The organism is Veillonella sp. HPA0037, from assembly GCF_000411535.1.
Lineage (GTDB): Bacteria > Bacillota > Negativicutes > Veillonellales > Veillonellaceae > Veillonella > Veillonella atypica.
Window position 1 is genome coordinate 75571 of the sequence record NZ_KE150483.1, and the last position, 26336, is coordinate 101906.

Below are 26336 nucleotides of genomic sequence, written 5' to 3' on the forward strand. Positions count from 1 at the left end.
GCGGAAAGAGAGACCGCGGTGTTGTATGCCTACTTGAAAGGGGTATTGGGATGGAACAAATTATAGATATAAAAGATATAGCCAAGATTCTTGTTAGAAAACGGCGAACTATTATAAATGTGACTGGCATTTGTATTCTCCTTGGCGGTGCGTACTTAATCGTGACACCATCTACCTATCAGTCTACAGCTATGTTGCGTATTAAACAGACGCAAGGCTTAGGTAATTCAGTGCTATCTAGTGACCCAAGCTACTCTGATACGATGGCTCGTCAATTGATGAATACTGATGCAGAGATTTTAAAAAGTCGTAATGTTGTGGAACCTGTTATCAATGAAATTGCCGGAGATAGTAGTAAGCTACCAACGTATGAAGAATTTGTTAAAAATCGTATTGAAACAAAGCCATATAAAGAAACACAGTTATTACAAGTTAGTGTGACTGGTAAGTCCCCAGAAGAGGCACAAGAAGCTAATCAGTTATTAATTGATACATTTTTAAAACGCTTAGCCGAGTTATCCCAAGTTGAACAAAAAGCGACTCGTGAGTTTTTACAAAAAAGAGTGGTAACAGCGAAGGAGGAATTGTCTGAAGCAGAGAAAAAGCTCCAACAATTTCAAGTAGATAATAAAATTTATTCTACCAATGATCAAATGAAGGGGCTTACAGATAAGATTACGTTAATCGATCGTGAAAAGGCACAAAATAAGCTCGATTTAGAAACGGCGCAAGCTGCATTAGGTAGCATTAATGCTGATTTAGGTTCGGCAGGTGCTAGTATTGCAGATAGTTCAACGGTACAAGCTTATAAATCACAACTAGCAGATTTAGAGGCTCGTAAGGCAAGTTACGTAGGTAAATATACTGATTCACATCCTGCAATGAAGGAAGTAAATGATCAGATTGCTAAAGCACAAGCCGGTTTACAACAGGAAATCGATGCTATTGTTTCACAGCAAGCTCCATCAAGTAACTCCGCTCAACAAGGGTTATTAACAGATAAATTTAAAAATGAAGCTGCTTTAGCAGTAGCTCAAAGTAAAGAGGCTACGTTAGCTGATTTAGATAAAGATAACGAAGATGCGATGAAAGCACTCCCTGAAAAGGAACGGGGGTATATTCAAGCTAAGCGTGATGTAGATGTAGCCCAAGATATTTATGAAATGCTTTCTAAACGTCTGGAAGAAGCTAAGGTGGCAGAGGTTATGGTACCGAATGAGGTACAAATTGTCGATGCTCCTACATTACCAGAAAAAGCGATTGCTCCTCGTCGTGTACTTGTTATGGTTGCCAGTGCTGTTATCGGTTTAATTTTAGGCTGTTTGTATACATTAGTTAACTCCTTGCGAAATCGTAGAATACAGACTGCAAAAGATGTTGAAGATATGTTACAGGTGCCAATGTTAGGTGTCATTCCTAATCACAGAAAATCGGTAACAGAAGAACCTAAGAATAAAGTGTTGCGTTGGTTGTACAAGGTGAGAGGTTAAGATGGATACGATACGATTAATTTCAAATGAATATGGTGATACTCCTTTTGTGGAATCTTATCGAACATTGCGTAGCAATTTACAGTATCGCTGTAATGCAGAAAATAGAAAAATGTTGTGTGTTACATCTGCTACAACAGGTGAAGGTGTATCGGAGGTGGCCGCTAATTTAGCGATTTCTTTATCCAAGAATAATGACAAGGTGCTGTTAATCGATGGTAATTTACGCAATCCAGTGCAACATATTGTATTTGATGTAAAAAATCAAGGATTAACAAATCATATCATTATGGATGAAGATTTGACGATTCATCGTCATGTGATGCCTCATCTAGATCTAATTACCAGTGGGATTGCAGTGGAATCTCCGTCAGAGGTGGTTGATTCCCATCGATTATCTACGGTATTTGAGTACATTCGTGATGAATATGATGTCATCATAGTGGATACACCATCGGTGTTAAGTGTTACGGATGCCTTGGTAATAGCTGAGAAAGCTGATGGGGTTCTCTTGGTTGTAAAAGGTGATTATGTTCAACCTGATGATATGGCATTAGCTAAACAACGATTAGAGCAAATTGGAGTACCTATTATCGGATCAGTGTTTATTGATATGGAATAAATGGAAAGTATAGGTGAAAGCTATGAAAATTAATTTCTCTCCTCCAGATATTACAGAATTAGAAATCAATGAGGTGGTAGAAGCGTTAAAAAGTGGTTGGATTACAACTGGACCACGTACTAAGGAATTAGAACGACGTATTGCAACGTATTTAGGGACGCCAAAGGCAGTGTGCTTAAATTCAGCAACTGCAGCCTTAGAAATGATTCTTCGCGTATTGGGTATTGGACCAGGTGATGAAGTTATAACTAGTGCTTACTCCTATACGGCTAGTGCAAGTCCTGTAGTTCATGTAGGGGCAAAACTAGTATTAATCGATACAGCACCTGATTCTTATGAAATGGACTATGATAAGGTGGCTGCTGCCATAACCGATAAGACAAAGGCCATTATTCCTGTCGATATCGGTGGTGTACCTTGTGATTATGACCGTTTATTTACAATTGTAAATGATGCAAAATCTTTATTTATACCAAGTAATGATATACAACGTGCTTTAGGTAGAATTCCAATCGTCGCAGACTGTGCACATTCTTTTGGGGCAACCTATAAAGGGATGCATACAGGCAATGTAGCTGACTTTAGTAGTTTTTCCTTTCATGCGGTAAAAAACTTTACCACTGCTGAAGGTGGGTGTGCTACGTGGAATCATATAGAGGGCATTGATGATGAAGCTCTCTATAAGGAATTTCAACTATTATCTTTACATGGTCAGGATAAGGATGCATTGGCCAAAACTAAGATGGGGGCCTGGGAATATGATATTAAAGGTACCTATTATAAGTGCAATATGACGGATATTATGGCTGCTATTGGATTGGCCCAATTAGAACGATATCCTGGCCTATTAGAACGGCGTCGTGAAATTATTGATCGATATAATGACGCGTTTAAAGTTTGTCCTGTATCTGTAGTACCTCATTATACGGATGAGCATATGAGTAGTGGTCATTTATATTTAGTGCGTATCAATGATGCAACCATAGAACAACGTAATGAATTAATTGAACGAATGGCAGAAAAAGGTGTTGCTACAAATGTGCATTATAAGCCAATTCCAATGCATACGGCTTATAAAAACTTGGGATTTTCTATCGATGATTATCCGAATGCATATAATCAGTTCAAAAATGAAATTACATTGCCCCTTCATACTAATTTATCGGATGAAGAGGTAAGCTATGTGATTCATACATTTAAAGAATGTTTAGGTGCATTATGATTTGGAAATCATGGCAGGAGTTGCCCAATGATATGCGATGTGAAGCAGTTCGTTCTTATTACGACATCTTAGTATCCAAACATCGTGATTTAATGCTTAAGTCTGTATTTGATCGCTTAATGGCAGCCATTCTATTAGTAGTATTAAGTCCCATATTTCTATTATTAGCGGTATGGATAAAACTAGATAGTGAAGGCCCTGTATTTTTTAGACAAGAACGGGTCACGCAGTATGGTAAATCCTTTAGAATTTATAAGTTTAGAACTATGGTACAAAATGCTGAACAGCTTGGTGCACAAGTTACGTCTAAAGACGATATGCGTGTTACATCTGTAGGACAGGCTTTGCGAAAATGTCGACTCGATGAATTGCCTCAGTTGATAAATATATTGGAAGGTACCATGAGTTTTGTCGGTACGCGTCCAGAGGTCCCAAGGTATGTAGCAGCTTATACAGATGAAATGAAAGCGACATTGTTACTGCCTGCAGGTGTAACGAGTGTAGCTAGTATTCGGTATAAGGATGAAGATATCTTGTTAGATGCGGCAGATGATATTGATGATTGCTATATTCATAATGTATTGCCTGCAAAGATGGAATGGAATTTACGGAGTCTTAAAGAATTCTCGTTCATTGGAGAATTAAAAGTTATGGTGGAAACGGTATTGGCCGTTATACGTTAGAAAGGTAGTATGGCAGAAACAACAGCTCATGATATACAAGCTAAAGAATTGAATATGCTTTTAGTATTTAAAGAATTTTGTGATGCTCATAATCTACGATTCTATTTATGTGGTGGCGGTCTTATAGGAGCTATTCGACATAAAGGGTTTATCCCTTGGGATGATGATTTAGATATTTTTATGCCTCGTCCTGATTATGAAAGATTGGCTGAACTTTGGCCTATACACGGTGATAAACGATATACCTATTGTAGAACAACGAGAGATAAGATCTATCATGATGCGGGTGCATCAATTCGCGATGAAGAAACGACTTTCATCAATCGCCATAGTGTGAATGAAGATATTTGTCATGGATTAGCCCTTGAAATTATGCCTATCGATGGCTGTCCCAAGGGTACTGTCAAACGATTCTTTCAATTAATGTGGGCCATGACCTTTGCCTTGTTTAATGCACAACGGTTGCCTGATAACAAGGGCAAGGTATATCGCATGTTGGCTGGGTGCATTTATAAGGTGATTTCTAAACCTTCGTGGCGTTATCACATATGGCGCTTTGCAGAAAAACAAATGAGCCAATATGATTTTGACACATCCCATGAAGTAACGGAACTGATTGGTAGTTTGAAAGGTATGAAGCTACGCCATCCACGCCAAGATTTTGATCACGTTGTATATAAGGAATTTGAAGGTCATCAAATTCCCGTTATGGCTGGTTATGAACGATACTTACGTTTGATTTGGGGCGACTATATGCAATTGCCTCCAGTGGAACAGCGTGTAGCAAAGCATGATGCCGTATATATCGATATGGATCGTAGTTATACCAATTACAAGGGCATTCATTATTTAGTAAATACACATCGTTAATAGTTAAGGGAGGTTCTATGAAAAGAATAGCAGTTATCTTTGCTGGTGGCGTAGGATCCCGTATGAAAAATGATAAAATGCCAAAGCAATTCCTTGAATGGAATGGTAAGCCTATACTGATACAAACACTATCCATTTTTGAAGAAGAACCCTTCATTGATGGCATTGTATTAGTGTGTAAGTCAGACTGGATGGATTATGCAAGGGCTCTGATAGCAAAAGAAGGCCTTCAAAAAATAGTATCCATTGTTCCTGGTGGCGAGACTGCACTGGACTCTCAATATAACGGTTTGCTTGAAGTGAAACGATTATATGGTGTTGATGATATAACAGTACTAATTCATGATGGTGTACGACCTTTAGTTGATCGTTCTACCATTGTTAGAAATATACGATCTGTTGAAACAAAGGGGAGTGCCATTACGGTAACTCCTGCTATTGAAACAGTTATGGTTACTGATGATGGAGAAATCAAAACGATTTTAAATCGTCAACAATGTTTGATGGCAAAAGCGCCTCAAAGTTTTAGGCTCGTTGATATTCTTTCAGTTCATGATACATCAATAGCTGAAGGAATTCATGATTTTATCGATTCTGCATCTATGATGATGCATTATGGGTATCCCTTGTACCCCGTATGGGGGGAACCTGAAAATATTAAGATTACAACCCCATCAGATTATTATATGTTCACAGGTATATTAAAAAATAGAGAAAGTGGAGGTGAGGGCAATTAATACGGTTGTTGAACGAGACATACAAGAAATTATAGGTGATTCTCACATATTTAAGGCGTTTCAGGATAAGACAATACTTGTAACAGGTGCTACAGGTTTAATAGGCTCTATGGTGGCTCGTTCATTAGTAGCCGCCAATGATGCCTACCATCTTTCATTACATGTCATATGCCATGTGCGCAATATAGAAAAGGCACATTCTATGTTTGAGGATATTCTAAATTCACAAGCAATCACATTTGTTGATAGGCCATTAGATTCTCTAACTGTAGCATGTGACTATATTATGCATGGGGCTGCCCCTACAAAATCTAAATATTTTGTAGAACATCCGGTGGATACGATTCGTACATCAATACATGGTACGGAACGTATGTTAGAAATGGGAAAAGAACAGCGGATTTTAGGTATGGTATATCTATCGAGCATGGAACAGTATGGTATACCTTATGAATCTGGTCAAGTTATGACGGAGGATCGCATTGGATATTTAGATCATCTAAACGTTCGTAGTTCCTATTCTGAAAGTAAGCGTATGTGCGAATGTTACTGTAAATCCTATGCTGTTGAATTTGGTGTTCCTGTTAAAATCGCTCGCCTTGCGCAGACGTTCGGCGCTGGTGTGCCGTTAGATGATAATCGGGTGTTTATGCAGTTCACCCAACATGCCTTGGATGGTCGTGATATTATCCTTCATACTAAGGGCGATTCCATGTCCAACTTCTGTTATATTACGGATGCAGTGCGGGCCATTATTATTTTGATGACCCAAGGTGATATGGGCGAAGCTTATAATGTGTGCCATGACGAGGAAACTCGTAGTATTGCTAGTATTGCCAATTTAGTAGCGTGCCATGTGGGGGGCGATAAAGTTTCTGTCGTCTTTGATATACCTGAAAATGTGTCCTCCTTTGGCTATGCGCCTACAGTTCATATGTTTTTAAATTCTAGGAAGATGCGCAATCTATCATGGGAACCAAAGGTAACAATGAAAGACGCATATATACGTTTAGCCGAATATATCACAGAGGAGCGTCAAAATGGGTAAAGAAATTATTATTGTTACGATTTCCCTCGGTAATGATGGAGCTGAACGAATTTTAACAGAATTGGCCCGCCAATGGCATCATGATGGACACGAGATTACAGTTATTCAAACAAGTCCTAATCGCTATGGCACCGAATATGCATTGCCAGAAGGTATAGAGCAAATTCAAATACATACGACCAGTTCCAATAAGATTCTTCGATTTTTACAAGAAATTAAAGCACTTATTGGCATATTAAAACAACGTCCTAATGCAACGTGTTTATCATTTCTGAGTGCGTCCAGTTTTATATTGGCTATTAGTTCGTGGTTTGTGAAAAATCGCATGGTATTTTCTGAACGAAATAATCCGCGTAAGGTGCCTGTCGGCAAACATCAACAAATACTTCGAAACTTTGCATTTCGATTTGCTGATGCCATAGTATTTCAAACTGAAGATGCAAAATCGTATTTTTCAAATTCTATACAAAGACGAGGGCATATCATTCCAAATCCGATTAATGGCAATTTACCAGAACCTTACGAAGGAGAACGTGAAAAGATTATTGTAACCGCGTGTCGATTGCATCCGCAAAAGAATTTACCTATGATGATCAATGCATTTAGCATGTTGGCAGATGAGTTTAAGGAATATAAACTTGTCATTTATGGTCAAGGTGTCCTAGAGGATGAACTTCGTCAACAAATTGCAAATTTAGGATTAGCAGACAGAGTTCTTTTACCGGGGTTCGCAACTAACATCTTGGAACAAGAGCGACCATGTACAATGTTTGTGTCATCGTCTGACTTTGAAGGCATATCTAACTCCATGTTAGAAGCTATGGGAATGGGGCTACCTGTAGTTGTTACAGATTGCCCGGTAGGCGGTGCGCGTATGGTCATTCAAGATGGTGTCAATGGATTACTAGTGCCTGTAGGGGATACGAAAACGATGTATGAAAAAATGAAATCCATCTTAGCAAGTCCTGAGTTGGCTAAACGTATATCTGTTGAAGCAATCAAGGTGCGAGATACATTCCCACTAAGTAAAATTGCTAAACGTTGGATTGATATTTTATAGAAAAATTAGTGTTGTGATGTACATATATTGAGAGAAGAGGGACAGTATTGAAGTTAAATATTACGACCATATCTAATCGTCTTATATGGTTTATAACATTAGTATTTCTTGTACTTTCATTGACCATATCGTTCGCCCTCGGCGATGCAGATTACGGTGCCTATGTGCTATTCGTATGCTTGTTTGGATTAATACTATGTTATCTCGTACGAGACCAGGGGCGAATTACAGTGTCATTTACATGGATGCATATGTATATGCTACTATTCATAGGCGTTTGCTATCTTAGTTCTCTAAATGCTCTTGATCCATCTGTAGCCATGAGTAGAAGCTTTGATATTGTAAAAATATTTTGTATGCTCATTGTTTTGTATATGTGCTTTCAGCGAGAAAAATCAGTTGATTCCTTATTGAAAATCGGCATGTGGACAGGATATATTGTCTGTTTCTATACGGTGTATTACTATGGGCTCGATTATTTTATCAATGTTCTTTCATCATCGGCTCGTATAGCAAATGACGCATTAAATGCAAATACAGTAGGACTATTAGGTGCCAATGCTATTGTAATGACCGTGTATTATATGATGTACGATAAACCGCGATGGTGGAACATCATAGCATTACCAACATTAGGTATATTGGCGGCTACAGGTAGTCGGAAAGCATTGGTATTTGTCGTTATAGGTATCGTTTTATTATTCGTATTCAAAAGCTTTCGTAGTAAAAATATTGTTAATTCCTTAGCTAAATTAGTAGCTTATTTGAGCATATTAATTATTGCTTTTATAGGTATATTACAGCTACCTATTTTTAGTGAAGTATTAGAACGTATGAGTTCCATGGTAGATGCTTTCACAGGCACTGGTGGGGATTCTTCTGCTATTGTTCGCATGGCCTTAGTCGATATTGGTTGGGATTTATTTCATCAGTCTCCAATTATAGGCGTTGGGATTAATAATCCTGCGGTATATACATACTCTATTTTCGGTCGAGAAAATTACTACCTTCACAATAATTACATTGAATTACTGGCGGGTACTGGTGTTATAGGTGTGGTCACATACTACTCCATGTATGCCTATCTCGTTTATAACATGATACGATATCATGATTTTCACAGCAATGAATATGTCATGGTATTTATATTACTTATGTCTCAATTAGTTATGGATATGGGTTTGGTTTCCTATGAAAGTAAAAGTACTTACTTTTATATGATGTTATTTTTTATAGAAGTTCAGATTTTACGGACTAAAAGGAAGAAATTACATGAACATACAAACAATCTTGACCAAGGGAAAGCGGTTCATCTCTGATCCTTATTACCGTTTACGGGTGATGATAAAAATGGGTGCTTATGATTCCTTAAGCGATGAAGCGTTTCTACGAAGGATATTTCCTCAATATATGGGATATCCATTAAATTTAGATAATCCACAGACCTTTAGTGAAAAGATGCAGTGGATGAAATTATATGATCGTAAATCCATATATACTACTATGGTTGATAAGTATGAGGCTAAAAAGTATTTAGCTGATAGGATTGACTCAAAGTACATCATTCCTACTTTAGGTGTATGGGATTCTTTTGATGAAATTGATTTTGATGCATTACCGAATCAGTTTGTACTGAAATGCACTCATGACAGTGGTGGTATTGTAATTTGTAAAGATAAGTCTAAGTTTGATAAAGAAGGAGCACGTCAAATTATTAATAAATCTTTACAGCGTGATTTTTATCTTATAGCTCGTGAATGGCCCTATAAAAATGTACGTCGCCGTATTTTAGCAGAAGAGTATATAGATGAGTTAGGAAATGCAGATTTATTAGACTATAAGATGTATTCCTTTCACGGAGAACCAAAGCTAACTGTAGTTTGTTCTGAACGATTTTCTAAAGGTGGAACACGTATGAACTATTATGATGAGGATTGGAATTATATTAATCTTTCCGTTCTTCATTATGAGCCCTCTAACAAAACATTTGAAAAACCGCCACACTATGAAGAGATGAGATCATTATGCAAACAATTATCTAAGGATTTTCCGTTTTTACGGGTTGATTTTTATGACGTGAATAATCATCTTTATATTGGAGAATTAACATTGTATCCTGGCGCAGGATTTATAAAGATGGAACCAATGGAGTTTGATTACGAAATGGGAGAGTGGTTACATCTTGAAGGTATACATCGGAGCTGATTTTGTTCCTACAGATATAAATCGTATATTATTCGAAAATGGTGATATGGAATCTATAAATTTAAAATCACCTACAAAAACGATTAATGGGTTTACAGCAATACAGAATTATTTGTCATGTGAAGCGCATCATGAGTTATTTTTACAAGGCTTAAAGAATATAAATCGTAATTAAATGGATTTGAATATCAATGGATACTAAAGTTGTAGCTGCTGCTAAGTGGTCACTTATAACGGAGATCTTAGCAAAGCTTATTACACCAATTACAAATATCATATTGGCGCATATTTTGGCCCCTACAGCATTTGGTATTTTAGCCACTATAATGATGGTTATTTCATTTGCGGAAATGTTAGCAGATGCGGGATTCCAGAAATTTCTTGTTCAATACGAATTTGAAAGTGAAGAGGCTAAACAGAAAAGTGTTAGTGTTGCATTTATTTCAAATATAGTACTAGCTATTGTATTATGGATTGCTATCATTGTCTGCCGTGATGAGTTAGCATCATTGGTTGGCAATGAAGGATTAGGTATTCCTTTAGCTGTGATGGGGGCTATGTTACCATTGAGTGCATTTAGTAGCATTCAAATGGCAATGTATAGAAGAAATTTTAACTTCAAATTTCTCTTAAGCATACGAATGATTACTATCATTACTCCTTTGTTCGTATCTATACCAATGGCATTATCAGGTTTTGATTATTGGTCTTTGATTGCTGGGCTTTTAGTGGCACAACTATTTACAGCTATTGCATTATGTGTGAGACAAGAAAAATTGATATCCATCTATTTTTCGTATCCTATATTTCGTAATATGTTCAGTTTTAGTGCATGGTCCTTGGCGGAGGCATTCTCTATATGGCTTACGGCATGGGTAGATACCTTCATTATTAGTCATTTTTTGAACGCATATTATCTTGGCGTTTATAAGATGCCAACAGCTATAGTTACTACTGTTATGGCTATTGCTACATCTTCGATGGCTCCTGTTTTATTCTCTGCTTTATCACGACATCAACATAATAAAGAGGAGTTTGAAAAAACATTTTTAACATTTCAACGATATATGGCCTTATTTTTGGTTCCATTAGGTGTTGGTATGTTTGTATATCAAGATTTTATTGTACAAATTTTATTGGGACCTCAGTGGAAGTTAGCCGGAATAGTGCTAGGATCATGGGCATTAAGCTCATCTCTCGTGACCGCTATTTCATATTTAATATCTGAAGCATTTCGTGCTAAGGGAATGCCAAATATTTCATTCCTTGCACAGATGTTACATCTCATCGTATTAATTCCGGTTATATACATATGTGTTCAATATGATTTCACTACATTTGTCTATGCTCGTTCTATAGTACGGATTCAAATGATTGGTGTACTTTTATATCTCTTAGCTGTGTATGTGAAGATGAATGCGTGGAGTGTAATTTTTAATATTAAAGCCTATATCATTACCTCCGCCATTGTAGGTATTGGTTCCTATGCTTTGTTGCATTTATATAATAGTATGATTTGGACGATTTTCTGTATATGTGTCAGTCTTATTTCGTATCTTGTTGTGTTGTATTTATTTCCAACGGAGAGGGTTGTACTTGCTAAAATATGGGATAGCGCCTTAGCACGACTAAGACGTTCCTAAAGGAAAGGACAGACTATGCTTTTACAAAATGTATCATTACATAACAAGGTAATTCTCATTACTGGGGCTGCAGGATTTGTAGGTGCCAATCTTGTTATGTCGCTTTTTAATAATATTGAAAATAGCCTCATCATAGGTGTTGACTCTGTTAATGATTATTATGATGTGAGTTTAAAGGAGTATAGACTTCAACAGATTGTTTCCTCCGTAAAACATGATAATCAATGGATATTCAAAAAAGGGAATATAGCGGATAAAGAGTTTTTACAATCTATTTTTGATAGATATAAACCGGATGTAGTTGTGAACTTAGCAGCACAGGCAGGTGTACGCTATTCTATTACGAACCCAGACGCATATATAGAATCAAATATTATTGGCTTTTACAATATATTAGAATGTTGCCGTCATTCGTATGATAATGGGGCAAAAGGTGTTGAACATCTTGTATATGCATCATCCTCTTCCGTTTATGGTTCTAATAAAAAGATTCCTTATTCTACAGATGATCAAGTAGATAATCCTGTGTCCTTATATGCAGCTACAAAGAAATCTAATGAATTATTAGCCTATTCCTATGCTAAGTTGTATAACATCCCATGTACAGGCCTTCGGTTCTTTACTGTGTATGGCCCAGCAGGGCGTCCTGATATGGCATACTTTGGATTTACTAACACATTGCGCAAAGGCGAAGTGATTAAAATCTTTAACTATGGTAATTGTAAGCGTGACTTTACTTATATAGATGATATTGTTGAAGGTGTTTATAAGGTTATGCAAGTAGCTCCTGAACGAAGAAATGGAGCTGATGGATTACCAGTACCACCATATGCAATTTATAATATCGGTAATAATAGTCCTGAAAATCTATTGGACTTTGTGACAATATTAGGTGAAGAGTTAATAGGTGCTGGTGTGTTACCAGCAGATTTTAACATGGAGCGCCATAAGGAACTCGTACCGATGCAACCTGGAGATGTGCCGATTACATATGCTGATACATCTGCATTAGAAACGGATTTTGGGTTTAAACCGAGTACAACACTTCGAGAAGGTTTAAGACGTTTTGCAATATGGTATAAAGATTTTTATATGAAGGATGGTAAATAAATGAAAATAGCAATAGCTGGTACGGGATATGTTGGCCTTTCAAATGGCGTATTATTAGCACAACATAATGAAGTGGTTGCACTGGATATCATTCCTGAAAAGGTAGATATGATTAACCGTAAAGAATCACCTATTGTTGATTCAGAGTTGGCCGACTATTTAAAGAATAAGTCGCTGAATTTTCGTGCTACATTAGATCCTAACGAAGCTTTCACAGGTGCTGAATATGTTATAATTTCTACACCTACCAATTATGATCCACAAAAGAATTTTTTTGATACATCATCCGTAGAATCTGTTATTAAAACAGTTTTAGATATTAATCCTGATGCGGTTATGATTGTTAAATCTACAGTCCCTGTAGGTTATACAGAACAGATGCGAGAACGGTTTAATACGAAGAATATAATTTTCTCTCCTGAGTTTTTACGTGAAGGTAAAGCGTTATATGATAATTTATATCCATCTCGTATTGTAGTTGGTGAAGATTCGGAACGTGCTCATACGTTTGCTCACTTATTAGCAGAAGGTGCTCTTAAAGATGATATACCTTTATGTTTCACTGGTTCTACAGAGGCAGAGGCTATAAAATTGTTTGCTAATACCTATTTAGCATTGCGTGTAGCTTACTTTAATGAACTAGATTCCTATGCAGAGGTGCGTGGATTAAATACGAGTGAGATTATTCATGGCGTATGTTTAGATCCTCGTATTGGGGATTTCTATAATAATCCTTCCTTTGGATATGGCGGGTACTGTTTGCCAAAGGATACAAAACAACTATTGGCAAATTACAATGATGTGCCACAAAACCTCATATCTGCCATTGTTGATGCAAATCGTACAAGAAAAGATCACATTGCAGATGCTATCATTGGTAAGGATCCTAAGATTGTTGGTATTTATCGATTAACAATGAAAACAAATTCCGATAATTTTAGGGCTTCTGCGGTACAGGGGATCATGAAGCGTATTAAGGCAAAGGGGATTGCTGTTGTTGTGTATGAACCAACACTAGATGCTGATGATTTTTTCCACTCACCAGTCATTAGAAATTTTGATGATTTTAAACGTGTTAGTGATGTGATTGTAGCCAATCGTTGGGATGATTCCTTGGCCGATGTAAAGGATAAAGTTTATACTAGAGATATTTTTGACCGAGATTAGTGGCGGTGATAGTAGATGTTAAAGAAACATTGGATAAGCTTTACTTTAGTTGTTCTCGTTATCCTTTTTATCTGGGATAATTCGCTACAAAATGATATTTCCTCAGATGGTTTGAGTCTTAAGATGACACAATGGTTGAGTCCGATTCTGTATAAGCTGGGTCTCACCGGTGACATGTGGTCCTTAAATCGCATTGTCCGCAAGATGGCGCATGTGTTCGAGTTTGCTGTACTTGGTGGATGTTTGTATGTAGCATTGCATCAATTTAATCGTGAATATGCAGGACTTAAAGTGATTTTTATAGGATTAGTTATTGCCGTTATGGATGAATGCTTGCAACTTGCAAGTATTGGTAGACATGCATCGATTCGCGATGTAGCAATCGATACAGCCGGCGTCATCATTGGTGTTGCTGTCGTACAAGTTATACTGTCTATTTATCAAAGAATACGGCATAGTTAATAGATGGATTTTAATTAAATATACAAGGCTTCTATGAGTTATTTATAGGAGCCTTGTTTTTTTGTGAAAACAAAATGAAATTATTAAATAATCTTTAATTTTAAGCAATCAAATATTATCAAAAGTTTAGGTATAGGTACTTTTCAAGACATAGATTCATTGGTATAATATGAATACAAAATGAATTTGAGTAATTAAAGAGATTATATTTAAGAGATTTATATCGAGGTAAGGGGCGATATAAAGATGAGAATGGGGAAGAAGATGAAACGCATTTTAGATTTACATACATATATTTTGCCGGCTATGGCAGATGGAAAGGGACCTCAATCCATGGCTGAATCTGTGCAAATGGTTAAAGATTTAGTCCGTTCTGGTATTACAGATATTTTTTGTACACCTAAGGTTAATGAGCTAAATGTACAGACCGTTGTTGAGTCAGTAGTGGAGCAGGTAGAAAATTTAACACAAGTAGTATCTGAACAAGCGATACCGGTTACATTACATAGTGGTGCCGTTGTTGAGTTAGGTGATGGTATGATTGACTATATACGCAATCATAAAGAATCACTTGTATTAGGTAATAGCCATTTTATGTTAGTTACTATTCCACAAGATTGTAAGTTATATCATGTAGATGCGTGGTTACAGACTTTATGTGACTTAGGTATTACGCCTATCATAAGTGAAGTGGAACGTAATGACCTTTTCTTTAATAAACCTGAACAACTATTGGAATGGGTTGATAAGGGCATTTTATTTGAATGTAATATTATGTCTTTTACACATCATTCTGAGCATTATACGAAAGCTATTGAATTATATACGAATGGTCTAATACACTTCTTTGGTACTGGTTATGATGTGATGAACAATCAATATGGTAGCTATGTAGATGTAATTTCTAAACTAGATGTTGAATATAAGAAAGATTTACTTAGTGACGTCCGATTAAATGAACGCGATTTATTAGCGGATAGAGTATTTTATCCTACGGTACCGGATCATTGGGCAGGAAAACGGCCTAATTTCTGGACTCGACTTCTTTCAATCGCTTTATAAAAAAAGAGTTTTTTTGTTATGCCGTTTAAGTATAGCAAAAAGACTCTTTTTTACATGATATTGTATTTTTTATTGCAATAAAACACTATATATAGTATACTATGAAAGCGGTTAGAAATACGAAATAATCTATTGAATTTTGTATTTTTCGTAGTAAATAATATAGATTGAGTATGGTTTTTTCCATACTTTTTATATGTAATGACATTAATTAATTCGGAGTATGGGAAACGGGGAGGTTCCGAGATGTTGCAGGTCATTAAACGGGATGGTACTAAGGTACCTTTCGATAAACATAAAATTGCAGTAGCTATTGAAAAGGCAGAACATAGTAGTACGGGGTTATATGAATCTGGCTTAGCTGAACGCATTGCTGACGAAATTGAAGCATATGCTATAAAACTTCAAAAGGATATGACAATCTATGCAATAGAAGATCAAGTATACTATAAGTTGATTGAGTATCATAATCCTGCAACAGCTCGTGCTTATGAAGGTTATAAAGCGGTACAAGCTTTCAAACGTCGCCAAAACACGACTGACGAAGATGTCATCGGTTTGTTGGATCGTAGTAATGTTAGTGTTCTTGATGAAAATTCTAATAAAGATGCTGCCATTGTATCTACACAACGCGATTTAATTGCTGGTGAAGTGTCCAAGGATATTGCGCGTCGTAAGTTGATTCCTACAGATATACTAGAAGCACATGATAGCGGTGCTATCCATTTCCACGATATGGACTATATCATCCAACCGATGTTTAACTGTTGCTTAATCAACTTAGAAGATATGTTGACAAATGGTACAGTTATTAACGGTAAGCGCATTGACACGCCAAAATCATTCCAAGTAGCATGTACTGTAACAACTCAAATCATTGCACAAGTAGCATCTGGTCAATATGGTGGTCAAAGTATTAATGGTATTGACCGTATTTTGGCACCATTCGTACGTAAATCTTATGAAAAAATCCTCAATAATGTAATTGAAGAACAAGTTGAGATTTACGGCATGGAACCAAATATGGAAAAGGCTCGTGAAATTGCTTGGAAACGCACGCGTAAAGAGGTAAAGGACGGCATTCAAACCATTCAATACCAAATCAATACATTGATGACTACAAATGGCCAATCCCCATTCGTTACATTGTTTATGTATTTCCAACCGGATTATGAATACGCTAAGGAAGCGGCATTAATTACGGAAGAAATTTTACGTCAACGTATTAAGGGTGTAAAAAATGAAGCCGATGTATACATTACACCAGCATTCCCTAAATTGATTTATGTATTAGACGAACACAATGTTCATCCGGATAGCCCATATTATTATTTAACAGAATTAGCTGCTCAATGTACGGCTAAACGCATGTATCCTGATTATATTTCTGCAAAGAAGATGAAGGAAAATTACGAAGGCAATGTATTCAGCCCTATGGGATGTCGTTCCTTCTTATCTCCTTGGAAGGATGCAGAAGGCAATTATAAATTTGATGGCCGTTTCAACATGGGCGTAGTAAGTTTGAATTTGCCACAAATTGGTATTTTAGCACGCGGTAGTGAAGAAAAGTATTTTGAAATCTTGGATAAACGCCTTGAGTTAGCTGAAAAAGCATTGATGTTACGTTACAATCTATTGAAAGATGTAGTAAGTGATGTATCCCCAATTCACTGGCAACATGGTGCTATTGCGCGACTTAAAAAAGGTGAAAAAATCGCTCCATTTTTGACTGGTGGCTATGCGACGATTTCCCTTGGTTATATTGGCATTTATGAAGCATGTCGCTTGATTACTGGCGAATCTAATACAGGTGAACATGGTCGTGTTTTTGCCATGAAAATTATGGATCGTTTGAACCAAGCTATTAATGAATGGCGTGAAAAACATAACTTAGGCTTTGGCCTTTATGGTACGCCTGCTGAAAGCTTAACAAATCGCTTCTCTTCTTTGGACCGAGCACGCTTTGGTATTATAGAAGATGTGACGGACAAAGGTTACTATACGAATAGTTATCATGTAAGCGTTCGTGAAGAAATTAACGTATTTGATAAATTTGCCTTTGAATCTGAATTCCAAAAGAAATCGACTGGCGGTTGCATTTCCTATGCGGAAATTCCGAATATGACCAATAATATTCCTGCAGTATTGACGATGATTAAATATATTTACGACAATATTTCCTATGCAGAGTTCAATACGAAATCTGACTATTGTCATGAATGCGGATTTGATGGTGAAATCAAGGTTAATGATGACAATCAATGGGAATGCCCTCGTTGTCATAATACAAACCGCGATAAATTAACAGTTATCCGCCGTACGTGTGGATACCTTGGTGAAAACTTCTGGAACGAAGGTCGCACAAAAGAAATTAAAGATCGTGTAATGCATATTTAATTTTATTAATCGTAAACATGTTAAAAGCTGTGCCATCGGCACAGCTTTTACTATATACATAATAAATTGAAATATATCTATATGTTTGATTTGGTCAAAGTTGATCACAGGCAAATATGGGGGTTATTATGAGATATGGACAGATCCGACAATATGATATCGCCAATGGGGAAGGTATACGCACATCTATATTTGTAACTGGTTGTACCCATTGCTGTTATAATTGTTTTAATGAAGAATATCAAGATTTTAATGCTGGTCAAGAATGGACTGATAAAGAAACACAGCTGGTTGTGTCTTATGTAAAAGATCCTAATTGTGCTGGCCTTACCTTGTTAGGCGGTGAACCATTTCAAAATGTAGATGGTATGCTAGCTATAGTGAAAGCGGTGCGTGAAGCAGCGCCTGAGAAACCTATTTGGGCTTACTCTGGCTATGTTTGGGATGATATTATATCTGATCCATCGCGCCGTAGCTTAGTGGAACAAATCGATATCCTTGTTGATGGTCGATTTGTAGATGAGTTAAAAGATCCATCCTTACGATTTAGAGGCTCCTCTAATCAGCGAATTATTGATGTACAATCTTCGTTGAAACAGGGTGAAGTAGTCCTGGCTATGGAGTGATATAGAGAGTATGTTAGATAAACGTTTACTTGGTTTAATAATAATCGTTGGCCTGGTGGCGGGCTTAATCGGTTCTTTTTATACCCATTTAATGCACTATATTCAACATTTTATGTATGCCTATTCGACATCCGATGGCTTGACGTTTGGTCAAGCTGTGGCACGTGTATCGCCTGAACATCGATTGTTAGCCTTACTGGCCTGTGGTCTTGTTGGCGGTGTAGGTTGGGTTCTTATCCATCGTTATGGAGATCCACTGGTAGATATAAAAAAAGCTGTCCAGGATTCTACAAAAGAAATGCCTCCGTTGACCACATTTATTCATGCTACATTGCAAATTATCACGGTCGGCATGGGTTCTCCGCTTGGTCGAGAAGTAGCACCTCGTGAAGCTAGTGCTGGTATCATGTCTGGATTATTGCGCTATGTTGATATGCGCCCTGAGGACAAGTCGCTTATTATTGCTTGTGCTGCTGGTGCAGGCTTAGCTGCCGTATATAATTCTCCTTTATCAGCTGCTATTTTTACGCTAGAGACATTACTTATCACATGGAATGTTCGAGCCATGAGTGCAGCCCTTTTATCGTGTGGACTAGCTACATTGGTCGTTCGTCAGGCAGGGATAGGAGATCTTGTTCAGTATACGATGCCACAACCACCCTTATATGGTAGCTATCAAGAATTTGCTATCGTCCTTGGCGCTGTCATTGCTATTGGCGTTGTTTTATTTGATAAAACACAATCTTTATTACCTAAGTTTGATAGAAAAAGCCCTAAAATGATTGTCATAGCTCTTTTATCATTTGCTGTTATTGGGGTGATGGCCATGTATTTTCCAGAAATCCTCGGTAATGGTAAAGCTGGTAATCAGTTGACCTTTACAGATTTAGTAGGATGGGATTATGCATTAGGTCTATTAGCTACTAAATGGATTGCCGTGTTACTTGCCTTAATGGCTGGTGCTTATGGTGGTCGAATTACGCCATCCATGATGCTAGGTAGTACATTGGCATTAGCCTTTACAGCCTTGTGGAGTATTATGGTCAGCCCTGTACACCTTGGCTTTGCTGCATTTATAGGGGCCGTAATTTTCTTAGGATTGGCACAAAAGATGCCGCTTACATCCTGTGTGTTTATGTTAGAACTTTCACGATTTTCCGTGGAAATGTGCTTCCCAATGGCGCTAGCTATGGGCTCCGCATTGATAACTCAGCAGATTGTAAAAGCAAGATTCCAATTATAAAACAAACTATATACCATATCGGACGATGTTCTGATGATAAAGAAATAGCGACTAGCTGATACCATATGATCAACTAGTCGCTATTTTATGTGTGAAGGCTTTATTTATAGAAAACCTTATTTTTTACATTGTAGTTATACAATTTTGGCGCTTTTGTCGTATTCTTCGCCACCACAATCTGGTAGCATACCATATTCTACAGTCCAAAGGTGTTTATATTTTAATGCTTGATTGTGAATTCTTTCAACTTGGGATTCATCAGTACGTACGATGCGTGCAGGAATACCAACGACTAAAGAGTAGGGAGGGATTGTAGTGTTTTCTTTTACCACTGCACCGGCTGCAATGATAGAGCCAGTACCGATATGACAACCACTTAGTACGATAGCCCCCATGCCAACGAGTACATTATCCTCGATGGTAGACGCATGAACAATGGCGCCATGACCTATAGTTACATAGTCGCCAAGTATACAAGCCTCATCATCATCAACGTGAAGCACAGAGTTATCTTGTACGTTGGAATAACGACCTACTACAATTTTATTAACATCGCCACGAAGTGCACAGTTTTGCCAGATGGAGGCAAATTCTTTCAACTCTACATCGCCGGCTAGTTCAGCACCAGGCATAACACAAGATTTTGGATCTAATTTTGGATACTTTCCATGATAAGGTAACATAGGACCTCCTATTAAATTACTTCGATAAAGCGTTGTGCTTTACGGATTGCCATAATAGCTTCATTAATAACAGCGTGTACAATAGTTTGAGCTGGTTCAATTTCATTAAGTCTATTAAGCGCTTGGCCTACTTGTACAGCACCATTGACAACGTCGCCATCGATAGCAGCTAATTTATTTGTACCTTGGGACATTTTGCTACGTTCTTCTTTTGTTGTAACGCCATCAGTTTCTGCTGCAATATAACGGTCTGTAAAATCACTGCGCAAGCTACGTACACCACCATGACCGGAGAGAAGACCTGTTACAACGGAGTCCGTATCTGTTGCTTTGATAATTGCTTCTTTCATATTTTGATGAGCTTTACATTCTTCGGCAAGTAAGAAACGGGAGCCCATTTGTACACCTTCAGCACCCATCAATAAAGCTGCTGCCAAACCACGACCATCAACGATGGAACCAGCCACAACAACAGGAATAGTGATTTCTGGTAGAATGTTTTCCATCAAAGACATTGTCGTTTGAGAACCGATGTGACCGCCAGCCTCCATACCTTCTACGACGATAGCATCGGCACCAGCATCTTGAATGCGTTTTGCTAATTTTAAGGAAGGTACAACAGGAATGACCTTGATGCCTGCTTCTTGGAATGGCTTAATATATGGGGTAGGATTACCAGCGCCAAGTGTTACAAATGCAGGCTTTTCTGCGATGATAACATCTACTAATTCATCTTTATTTGGGGCCATAAGCATTAAATTTACACCAAAAGGTTTATCTGTTAATTCTTTGCATGCGCGAATCTCATTGCGAGTCCATTCTGCATCGCGACCGCCTAAGGCGATAACACCTGTAGCACCAGCGTTAGCTACAGCTGCAACTAATGTAGCCTCAGAAACCCATGCCATAGCACCTTGGATGATAGGGTATTCGATATTTAGTAATTCAGTCAGTTTTGTTCTCATGAATCCTCCTATAATATAGTTATATATAAGATAATAAAATCTACTTATGTGGCGAATATTTAGTATACCACTATATATTTCTAGTAAATAGTATATCATAAAAATCTAATTGATAATAGATTTCATTATAAAATTACGTATGAAAGTAATAATAGTCAGCTTTCAGAGGATATTGAAAATTTAGTAGAAAAATGGAAAATGAGTATTGAAAAGTTTCGATGTCTTTGCTATACTATATTACAGATAAAGTATCTTAACGATATGAACACATTAATATAATCTCAAGTGAAGGAGGAAATAGACATGGAAAAATACGTATGCGTAGTATGCGGTTGGGTTTATGACGAAGCTGTAGAAGGCGTTAAATTCGAAGATCAACCAGCTGATTATGTTTGCCCTATCTGTGGCGTTGGCAAAGATCAATTCGAAAAAATGTAATTGATACATTAGAAAGGCTATCTTAAGCAATATTGAGATAGCCTTTTTTATTTGACAAAGCACACTGTCATGTTTATAATATTATAAGTCGAGGTAAGATTATGAAACTGCAAGTAGAGCAAGCAAAAGAACATATAGGAAAGAAATTTCCTTATAGCTATACGATGCCGAGTGAAGAACTTGGTAGTGACGTAGTTGCTTTTCCTTGGAGCCGTCATGATATAACTATTAGTGGTGAGTTTTGGTTTGATGGTCAAAACTACATCGTTCAAGGTTCGATTAATTCTAAAGGTGATTACGAATGTTCTCGTTGTTTAACGACTACGGAACATGAGCGTAACGATTCCTTCGAGGAAATCTTTAGTGATTCTCGAGATGCCGATGAAGATGTGATTCCTTTTAACGGAGAGGAAATTGACTTAACCGAACTGATTCGGGATACATTAATCATCAATGAGCCCTCTCAAGTGTTATGTCAGGATGATTGCAAAGGATTGTGCGTTCATTGCGGAGCAAATTTGAATGTTTCACCTTGTTCTTGTGAATCCTTTGTGGTGGATCCTCGATTCGCAGAGTTACGTGCTTTGCTTGATGAGAAAGATGATAGACTATCCTAATGATTGTACTAAGGAGGTGCAGATAATGGCAGTACCTAAGCGTAGATTATCCAAATGCCGTCGCGATCGTCGTCGTGCAAACTGGAAATTAGAAGCTCCTGGTTATGTAGCATGTCCACAATGCCACGAACCTATGATGCCTCATCGTGTTTGCCCTACATGTGGTCACTATAAAGGTGAACAAGTAGTTGCAAAAGCCTAATTGAGCGTGTAAAACACCTACACATTTGTGTAGGTGTTTTTTACTGTCCAAAAATGGATAGTTGTTGATTAATATATGTTTTATATTAATATCTCCTATAAAGTATTAATTAATTTTAAAATAAGGACAATATTTAGTATATTACCATAAAATATATCACTATATATGCGAAAAACCTTGCCAATATGGGAATTATTATATATACTTAAGATGTAATATTAATACTAGGTCATAAAAGGTGGTCCCATGAGTAGGTTGAAGAAGCAAGAAAGACAGAAACAGTTAACAGAAAAACTGAATATTACGCCTTTTCTTACTGATGAAGAGTTGGCATCGCACTTTGGTGTCAGTGTACCTACAATTCGACTCGATCGATTAGAATTGGGAATTCCTGAATTGCGTGAGCGTATTAAGGCGATGGCTACCGAACATGCTCAGGATGAGCAACCGGAACCAATACAGCATGAAATTGTAGGCGAACTCATCGATGTAACGGAAGGAAAACAAGCTTTATCCATGTTACATACGACGCCAGACATGGAAGATCGTTTTGGTTATATTGATCCACAGTATTTGTATGCTCAAGCAAATTCCTTGGCCAAGCTAGTTATGGGTTCAACCCTTTGCTCTGCAGAGGTGGGGAATATTAAATATAAAAATCCAGTAGAGTCTGGTACTAATTTGGTGGCGAAAGCAGAAATTGTTCGTCGTCGTGGAGATAAATACTTTATTTGGGTTATAATTAGAGATAAAATAAAAGAAGTATTTAGAGCTAAATTTATCATGGAGTCTGTGGAGAATCGGGTGTAGTATATGAAAATTGCAATTGACGCCATGGGTGGTGATTTTGCTCCCTTGGAAATCGTCTTAGGCGCCTTGGAAGCAGTGCGAGAAACGGAACATATTGATGTTGTTCTCGTAGGCGATAAAACTCAAATATTCAAAATTTTAGAAGACAATAATGAAACAAATAATCCTCGCATTTCTGTGTATCATGCGAGTCAAGTAATCGGAATGGATGAGCATCCTGGTCAAGCTTTGCGCAAGAAAAAGGATGCCTCCGTTGTAGTAGCTACATCTTTGGTTAGAAGCAAAGAATGTGAAGCTGTTATTGCCCCAGGAAGCACAGGTGCAGCTGTAGCGGCAGCATTATTCGGTCTAGGCCGTATCAAAGGTATCGATAGACCTGTTATTGCTACACCAATGCCAACTGTAAATGGTATAACCGTTATGTTGGATTCCGGTGCGAATTCAAATAGTAAACCAAAACATCTTGTACAAGGTGCATTGATGGGGGCTGAGTATGCGAAACTTTTACTTGGCAAAGAAAATCCTACGGTAGGCCTTTTAAATATTGGTGAAGAAGCAACTAAAGGTAATGAAGTTGTGCTTGCTACATATCCTATCTTGGAAAATATGAAAACAATCAATTTTAAAGGAAATGTAGAAGGCCGCGATATTCCGAAAGGAACCGTAGACGTTGTCGTTTGCGATGGTTTTGTAGGCAATGTAATTCTTAAATTTGCAGAAGGTCTTGTAACTGGTTTGACACAGCTCATTAAAGACAGCATCATGAATGGCGGAATATTAGCTAAAATTGGGGCATTGCTTATCAAACCAGCGTTGAAACCAATGGCCAAGAAGGTGGACCACACTGAAAATGGTGGTGCTCCATTACTTGGTGTAAATGGTGTGTTTATGATTGCTCATGGCAGTTCAAAGGCTAAAGAAATTAAGACTGCTATTACCATTGCAGCCGATTTAGTAGAACGCAAAATAATTGAACATATTCGAGAAACAATGGAAATTGAAGGAGCCGTAAAATATGAGTATGATGAATAAACCTGTCGGTATTATTGGTACAGGTAGCTTCCTTCCTGATAATGTGGTGACTAACTTTGATTTAGAGAAAATGGTCGATACAAGTGACCAATGGATCAGAGAACGTACAGGCATTGAAGAAAGACGCATTGCACCAGAGGGTATGAATACATCCTATATGGCAACTGAAGCTGCAAAAAAAGCACTTCAAATGGCTAAGCTCGATGTAGAAGATATCGATATGATTATCTTTGCTACATTGACACCAGATATGGTGATTCCTTCTGCCGCATGTATGTTGCAAGCAAAACTTGGTGCGAAAAATGCAGCAGCTTATGATTTACAAGCTGCATGCTCCGGATTTGTGTATGGGTTGATAACTGCTCAAAGCTATATCGCTTCTGGATTATTTAAAAATGTTCTCGTTGTAGGCGCAGAAATTTTGTCTCGTCGCGTTAACTGGAAAGATCGCGGAACTTGTATTCTATTTGGTGATGGTGCAGGTGCAGCTGTTGTTTCTGAGGTTCCAGAAGGTTATGGTATCAAAGGGGTCGACTTAGGCGCTGATGGCACTGGCGGCTCTGCATTGTGTATACCAGCTGGTGGGACAGCTGTTGTAGCTAATGACCAACGCATTGAAGAAGGCTTGACTTTCATACATATGGATGGTCCAGAAGTATATAAATTTGCTGTTAAAACAATGGGAAAAACGGCATTAAAATCTCTAGAACGAGCTAATATGAATTTAGATGAGTTAGATTATTTTATCCCACATCAAGCTAATATTCGTATTATTGATTCAGCCGCTAAGCGTTTACATATGCCAAAAGAAAAGGTGTTTGTAAATTTACATAAGTATGGTAATACATCTGCTGCATCAGTGGCCATTGCGTTGGATGAAGCAAACCGAGAAGGTTGCTTAAAACGCGGTGATAATGTAGCACTTGCAGGATTTGGTGCTGGCCTTACCTGGGCTAGCCTCGTCTTGAAATGGTATTAAGGAGGAAGCATCAAGATGATTAAGACTGATATTTGTGATTTGTTACAGATTGAGTATCCTATCTTTCAAGGTGGTATGGCTTGGTTAGGAACGGCTGAACTTGCGTCTGCAGTATCTGAAGCAGGTGGTCTTGGCATAATTGGTGCAGGACATATGCCTCCTGATATTTTCCGCAACGAAATTCACAAAGTTAAAGAACGTACTAATAAACCATTTGGTTGTAATATTATGTTGATGTCTCCTTTTGTAAAAGAAGTTATGGAAGTTGTTGTTGAAGAACGAGTTCCTGTTATTACAACTGGTGCGGGTAATCCTGGTGTATATATTCCAGCTTTGAAAGAAATTGGCACAAAGGTTATTCCTGTAGTTGCATCCGTTCTTTTAGCGAAACGTTTACTTCGCGGTGGTATTGATGCGATTATTGCAGAAGGTACTGAATCAGGTGGCCATGTTGGGGATATTACAACAATGGCATTGTTACCACAAGTTGTAGATGCTGTCGATGTTCCAGTTATTGCCGCTGGTGGTATTGCAGATGGCCGTGGCGTAGCAGCTGCGTTTGCACTAGGTGCTCATGCAGTTCAAATGGGTACACGTTTTGTCCTATCTGAAGAATGTATTGCTCATGAAAACTATAAAAACGCTGTATTGAAAGCAAAAGATCGTTCTACTGTTATGACTGGTCTTACAACAGGTCATCCAGTTCGAATTATCGAGAATCAATTAGCACATAAATATAAAAATCTTGAATTTAGTGGTGGTTCCAAGGAAGAATTAGAAAATCTTGGCGCAGGTACACTTCGTAAAGCTGCTATTGAAGGTGATGTAAAAGAAGGCTCCGTTATGATTGGTCAAATCGCAGGTATGTTACACGATGTGAAACCTTGTAAAGAAATCATTACAGACATTATGACAGAAGCTGAAACAGTGATTAAAAATCTACAAACTTTTGGCAAATAAGGA

The 26336-nt window shown here is 37.6% G+C and carries 27 protein-coding genes; 25 read left to right on the forward strand and 2 right to left on the reverse strand.

What is annotated here, in order from left to right:
* Positions 1–50 precede the first annotated feature (50 nt).
* The 18 genes from HMPREF1477_RS00345 to HMPREF1477_RS00435 all read left to right on the forward strand — a co-directional run bounded on the left by HMPREF1477_RS00345 (position 51) and on the right by HMPREF1477_RS00435 (position 19647).
* Entirely contained in the window at positions 51–1490 is a 1440-nt protein-coding gene (locus HMPREF1477_RS00345; RefSeq protein ID WP_005380966.1) for a GumC family protein, read from the forward strand.
* 1 nt (position 1491) lies between these two features.
* Positions 1492–2112 (forward strand): CpsD/CapB family tyrosine-protein kinase, encoded by a 621-nt coding sequence (locus HMPREF1477_RS00350; protein ID WP_016475423.1) that lies wholly within the window; start codon positions 1492–1494, stop codon positions 2110–2112.
* Between the two features lie 22 nt (positions 2113–2134).
* Positions 2135–3334 carry a DegT/DnrJ/EryC1/StrS aminotransferase family protein gene (locus HMPREF1477_RS00355; protein ID WP_016475424.1) on the forward strand — a complete coding sequence of 400 codons (1200 nt, stop codon included), beginning with the start codon at positions 2135–2137 and terminating at the stop codon, positions 3332–3334.
* Positions 3331–4017: a sugar transferase gene (locus HMPREF1477_RS00360; protein WP_038148166.1), complete on the forward strand. Its 687-nt coding sequence runs from the start codon at positions 3331–3333 to the stop codon at positions 4015–4017. The genes HMPREF1477_RS00355 and HMPREF1477_RS00360 overlap by 4 nt, the downstream gene beginning before the upstream one ends.
* 9 nt (positions 4018–4026) lie before the next feature.
* Positions 4027–4887, forward strand: a complete 861-nt coding sequence (locus tag HMPREF1477_RS00365) for a phosphorylcholine transferase LicD (protein WP_005384240.1) — start codon at positions 4027–4029, stop codon at positions 4885–4887.
* A gap of 17 nt (positions 4888–4904) precedes the next feature.
* Positions 4905–5624 carry a 2-C-methyl-D-erythritol 4-phosphate cytidylyltransferase gene (locus HMPREF1477_RS00370; protein ID WP_005381038.1) on the forward strand — a complete coding sequence of 240 codons (720 nt, stop codon included), beginning with the start codon at positions 4905–4907 and terminating at the stop codon, positions 5622–5624.
* Positions 5605–6672, forward strand: a complete 1068-nt coding sequence (locus tag HMPREF1477_RS00375; protein WP_005380938.1) for an NAD(P)-dependent oxidoreductase — start codon at positions 5605–5607, stop codon at positions 6670–6672. The genes HMPREF1477_RS00370 and HMPREF1477_RS00375 overlap by 20 nt, the downstream gene beginning before the upstream one ends.
* Positions 6665–7732 carry a glycosyltransferase gene (locus HMPREF1477_RS00380; RefSeq protein ID WP_005380787.1) on the forward strand — a complete coding sequence of 356 codons (1068 nt, stop codon included), beginning with the start codon at positions 6665–6667 and terminating at the stop codon, positions 7730–7732. The genes HMPREF1477_RS00375 and HMPREF1477_RS00380 overlap by 8 nt, the downstream gene beginning before the upstream one ends.
* A 47-nt stretch (positions 7733–7779) precedes the next feature.
* Entirely contained in the window at positions 7780–9051 is a 1272-nt protein-coding gene (locus tag HMPREF1477_RS00385) for an O-antigen ligase (RefSeq protein WP_005380838.1), read from the forward strand.
* Entirely contained in the window at positions 9005–9937 is a 933-nt protein-coding gene (locus HMPREF1477_RS00390) for an ATP-grasp fold amidoligase family protein (protein ID WP_005380878.1), read from the forward strand. The genes HMPREF1477_RS00385 and HMPREF1477_RS00390 overlap by 47 nt, the downstream gene beginning before the upstream one ends.
* A 191-nt stretch (positions 9938–10128) precedes the next feature.
* Positions 10129–11580, forward strand: a complete 1452-nt coding sequence (locus tag HMPREF1477_RS00400; RefSeq protein ID WP_005384226.1) for a lipopolysaccharide biosynthesis protein — start codon at positions 10129–10131, stop codon at positions 11578–11580.
* 15 nt (positions 11581–11595) lie between these two features.
* On the forward strand, positions 11596–12690 hold the full coding sequence (locus tag HMPREF1477_RS00405) for an NAD-dependent epimerase/dehydratase family protein (RefSeq protein WP_005384224.1): 1095 nt from the start codon (positions 11596–11598) through the stop codon (positions 12688–12690).
* Positions 12691–13857: a nucleotide sugar dehydrogenase gene (locus tag HMPREF1477_RS00410; RefSeq protein ID WP_005384223.1), complete on the forward strand. Its 1167-nt coding sequence runs from the start codon at positions 12691–12693 to the stop codon at positions 13855–13857. It begins immediately after the preceding gene.
* A 15-nt stretch (positions 13858–13872) separates the two neighbouring features.
* Positions 13873–14319 carry a VanZ family protein gene (locus HMPREF1477_RS00415; RefSeq protein ID WP_005384222.1) on the forward strand — a complete coding sequence of 149 codons (447 nt, stop codon included), beginning with the start codon at positions 13873–13875 and terminating at the stop codon, positions 14317–14319.
* A gap of 246 nt (positions 14320–14565) precedes the next feature.
* Complete coding sequence (locus HMPREF1477_RS00420) at positions 14566–15381, forward strand: CpsB/CapC family capsule biosynthesis tyrosine phosphatase (RefSeq protein ID WP_005384219.1); 816 nt, start codon at positions 14566–14568, stop codon at positions 15379–15381.
* A 246-nt stretch (positions 15382–15627) separates the two neighbouring features.
* Positions 15628–17778: an anaerobic ribonucleoside-triphosphate reductase gene (gene nrdD / locus HMPREF1477_RS00425; protein ID WP_009660855.1), complete on the forward strand. Its 2151-nt coding sequence runs from the start codon at positions 15628–15630 to the stop codon at positions 17776–17778.
* Between the two features lie 128 nt (positions 17779–17906).
* Positions 17907–18404, forward strand: a complete 498-nt coding sequence (gene nrdG / locus HMPREF1477_RS00430) for an anaerobic ribonucleoside-triphosphate reductase activating protein (protein ID WP_016475428.1) — start codon at positions 17907–17909, stop codon at positions 18402–18404.
* Between the two features lie 10 nt (positions 18405–18414).
* Positions 18415–19647, forward strand: a complete 1233-nt coding sequence (locus HMPREF1477_RS00435) for a chloride channel protein (RefSeq protein ID WP_016475429.1) — start codon at positions 18415–18417, stop codon at positions 19645–19647.
* Positions 19648–19781: 134 nt separating this feature from the next.
* Here the strand turns inward: HMPREF1477_RS00435 and HMPREF1477_RS00440 are convergent, their stop codons facing one another.
* Together HMPREF1477_RS00440 and HMPREF1477_RS00445 are read right to left on the reverse strand one after the other, a co-directional pair.
* Positions 19782–20330, reverse strand: a complete 549-nt coding sequence (locus HMPREF1477_RS00440) for a gamma carbonic anhydrase family protein (protein WP_005376783.1) — start codon at positions 20328–20330, stop codon at positions 19782–19784.
* Positions 20331–20341: 11 nt separating this feature from the next.
* Positions 20342–21295, reverse strand: a complete 954-nt coding sequence (locus HMPREF1477_RS00445; RefSeq protein ID WP_016475430.1) for a nitronate monooxygenase — start codon at positions 21293–21295, stop codon at positions 20342–20344.
* A 303-nt stretch (positions 21296–21598) separates the two neighbouring features.
* Between HMPREF1477_RS00445 and HMPREF1477_RS00450 the strand changes: the two genes are divergently transcribed.
* The 7 genes from HMPREF1477_RS00450 (at position 21599) to fabK (ending at position 26333) form a co-directional block, all read left to right on the forward strand.
* Positions 21599–21733, forward strand: a complete 135-nt coding sequence (locus HMPREF1477_RS00450; protein WP_004693422.1) for a rubredoxin — start codon at positions 21599–21601, stop codon at positions 21731–21733.
* A gap of 101 nt (positions 21734–21834) precedes the next feature.
* Positions 21835–22350, forward strand: a complete 516-nt coding sequence (locus HMPREF1477_RS00455; protein WP_005376813.1) for a DUF177 domain-containing protein — start codon at positions 21835–21837, stop codon at positions 22348–22350.
* A gap of 25 nt (positions 22351–22375) precedes the next feature.
* A complete protein-coding gene (gene rpmF, locus HMPREF1477_RS00460; protein WP_005376859.1) occupies positions 22376–22552 on the forward strand; it encodes a 50S ribosomal protein L32 in 177 nt (58 codons plus the stop codon).
* Positions 22553–22798: 246 nt separating this feature from the next.
* Positions 22799–23362, forward strand: a complete 564-nt coding sequence (fapR, locus tag HMPREF1477_RS00465) for a transcription factor FapR (RefSeq protein ID WP_005381039.1) — start codon at positions 22799–22801, stop codon at positions 23360–23362.
* A gap of 3 nt (positions 23363–23365) precedes the next feature.
* Entirely contained in the window at positions 23366–24394 is a 1029-nt protein-coding gene (gene plsX / locus HMPREF1477_RS00470; protein WP_005380855.1) for a phosphate acyltransferase PlsX, read from the forward strand.
* Complete coding sequence (locus tag HMPREF1477_RS00475) at positions 24378–25373, forward strand: beta-ketoacyl-ACP synthase III (protein ID WP_016475431.1); 996 nt, start codon at positions 24378–24380, stop codon at positions 25371–25373. Before plsX ends, HMPREF1477_RS00475 begins: the two co-directional genes overlap by 17 nt.
* Before the next feature lie 15 nt (positions 25374–25388).
* A complete protein-coding gene (gene fabK, locus HMPREF1477_RS00480; RefSeq protein WP_005380823.1) occupies positions 25389–26333 on the forward strand; it encodes an enoyl-[acyl-carrier-protein] reductase FabK in 945 nt (314 codons plus the stop codon).
* Positions 26334–26336 lie beyond the last annotated feature (3 nt).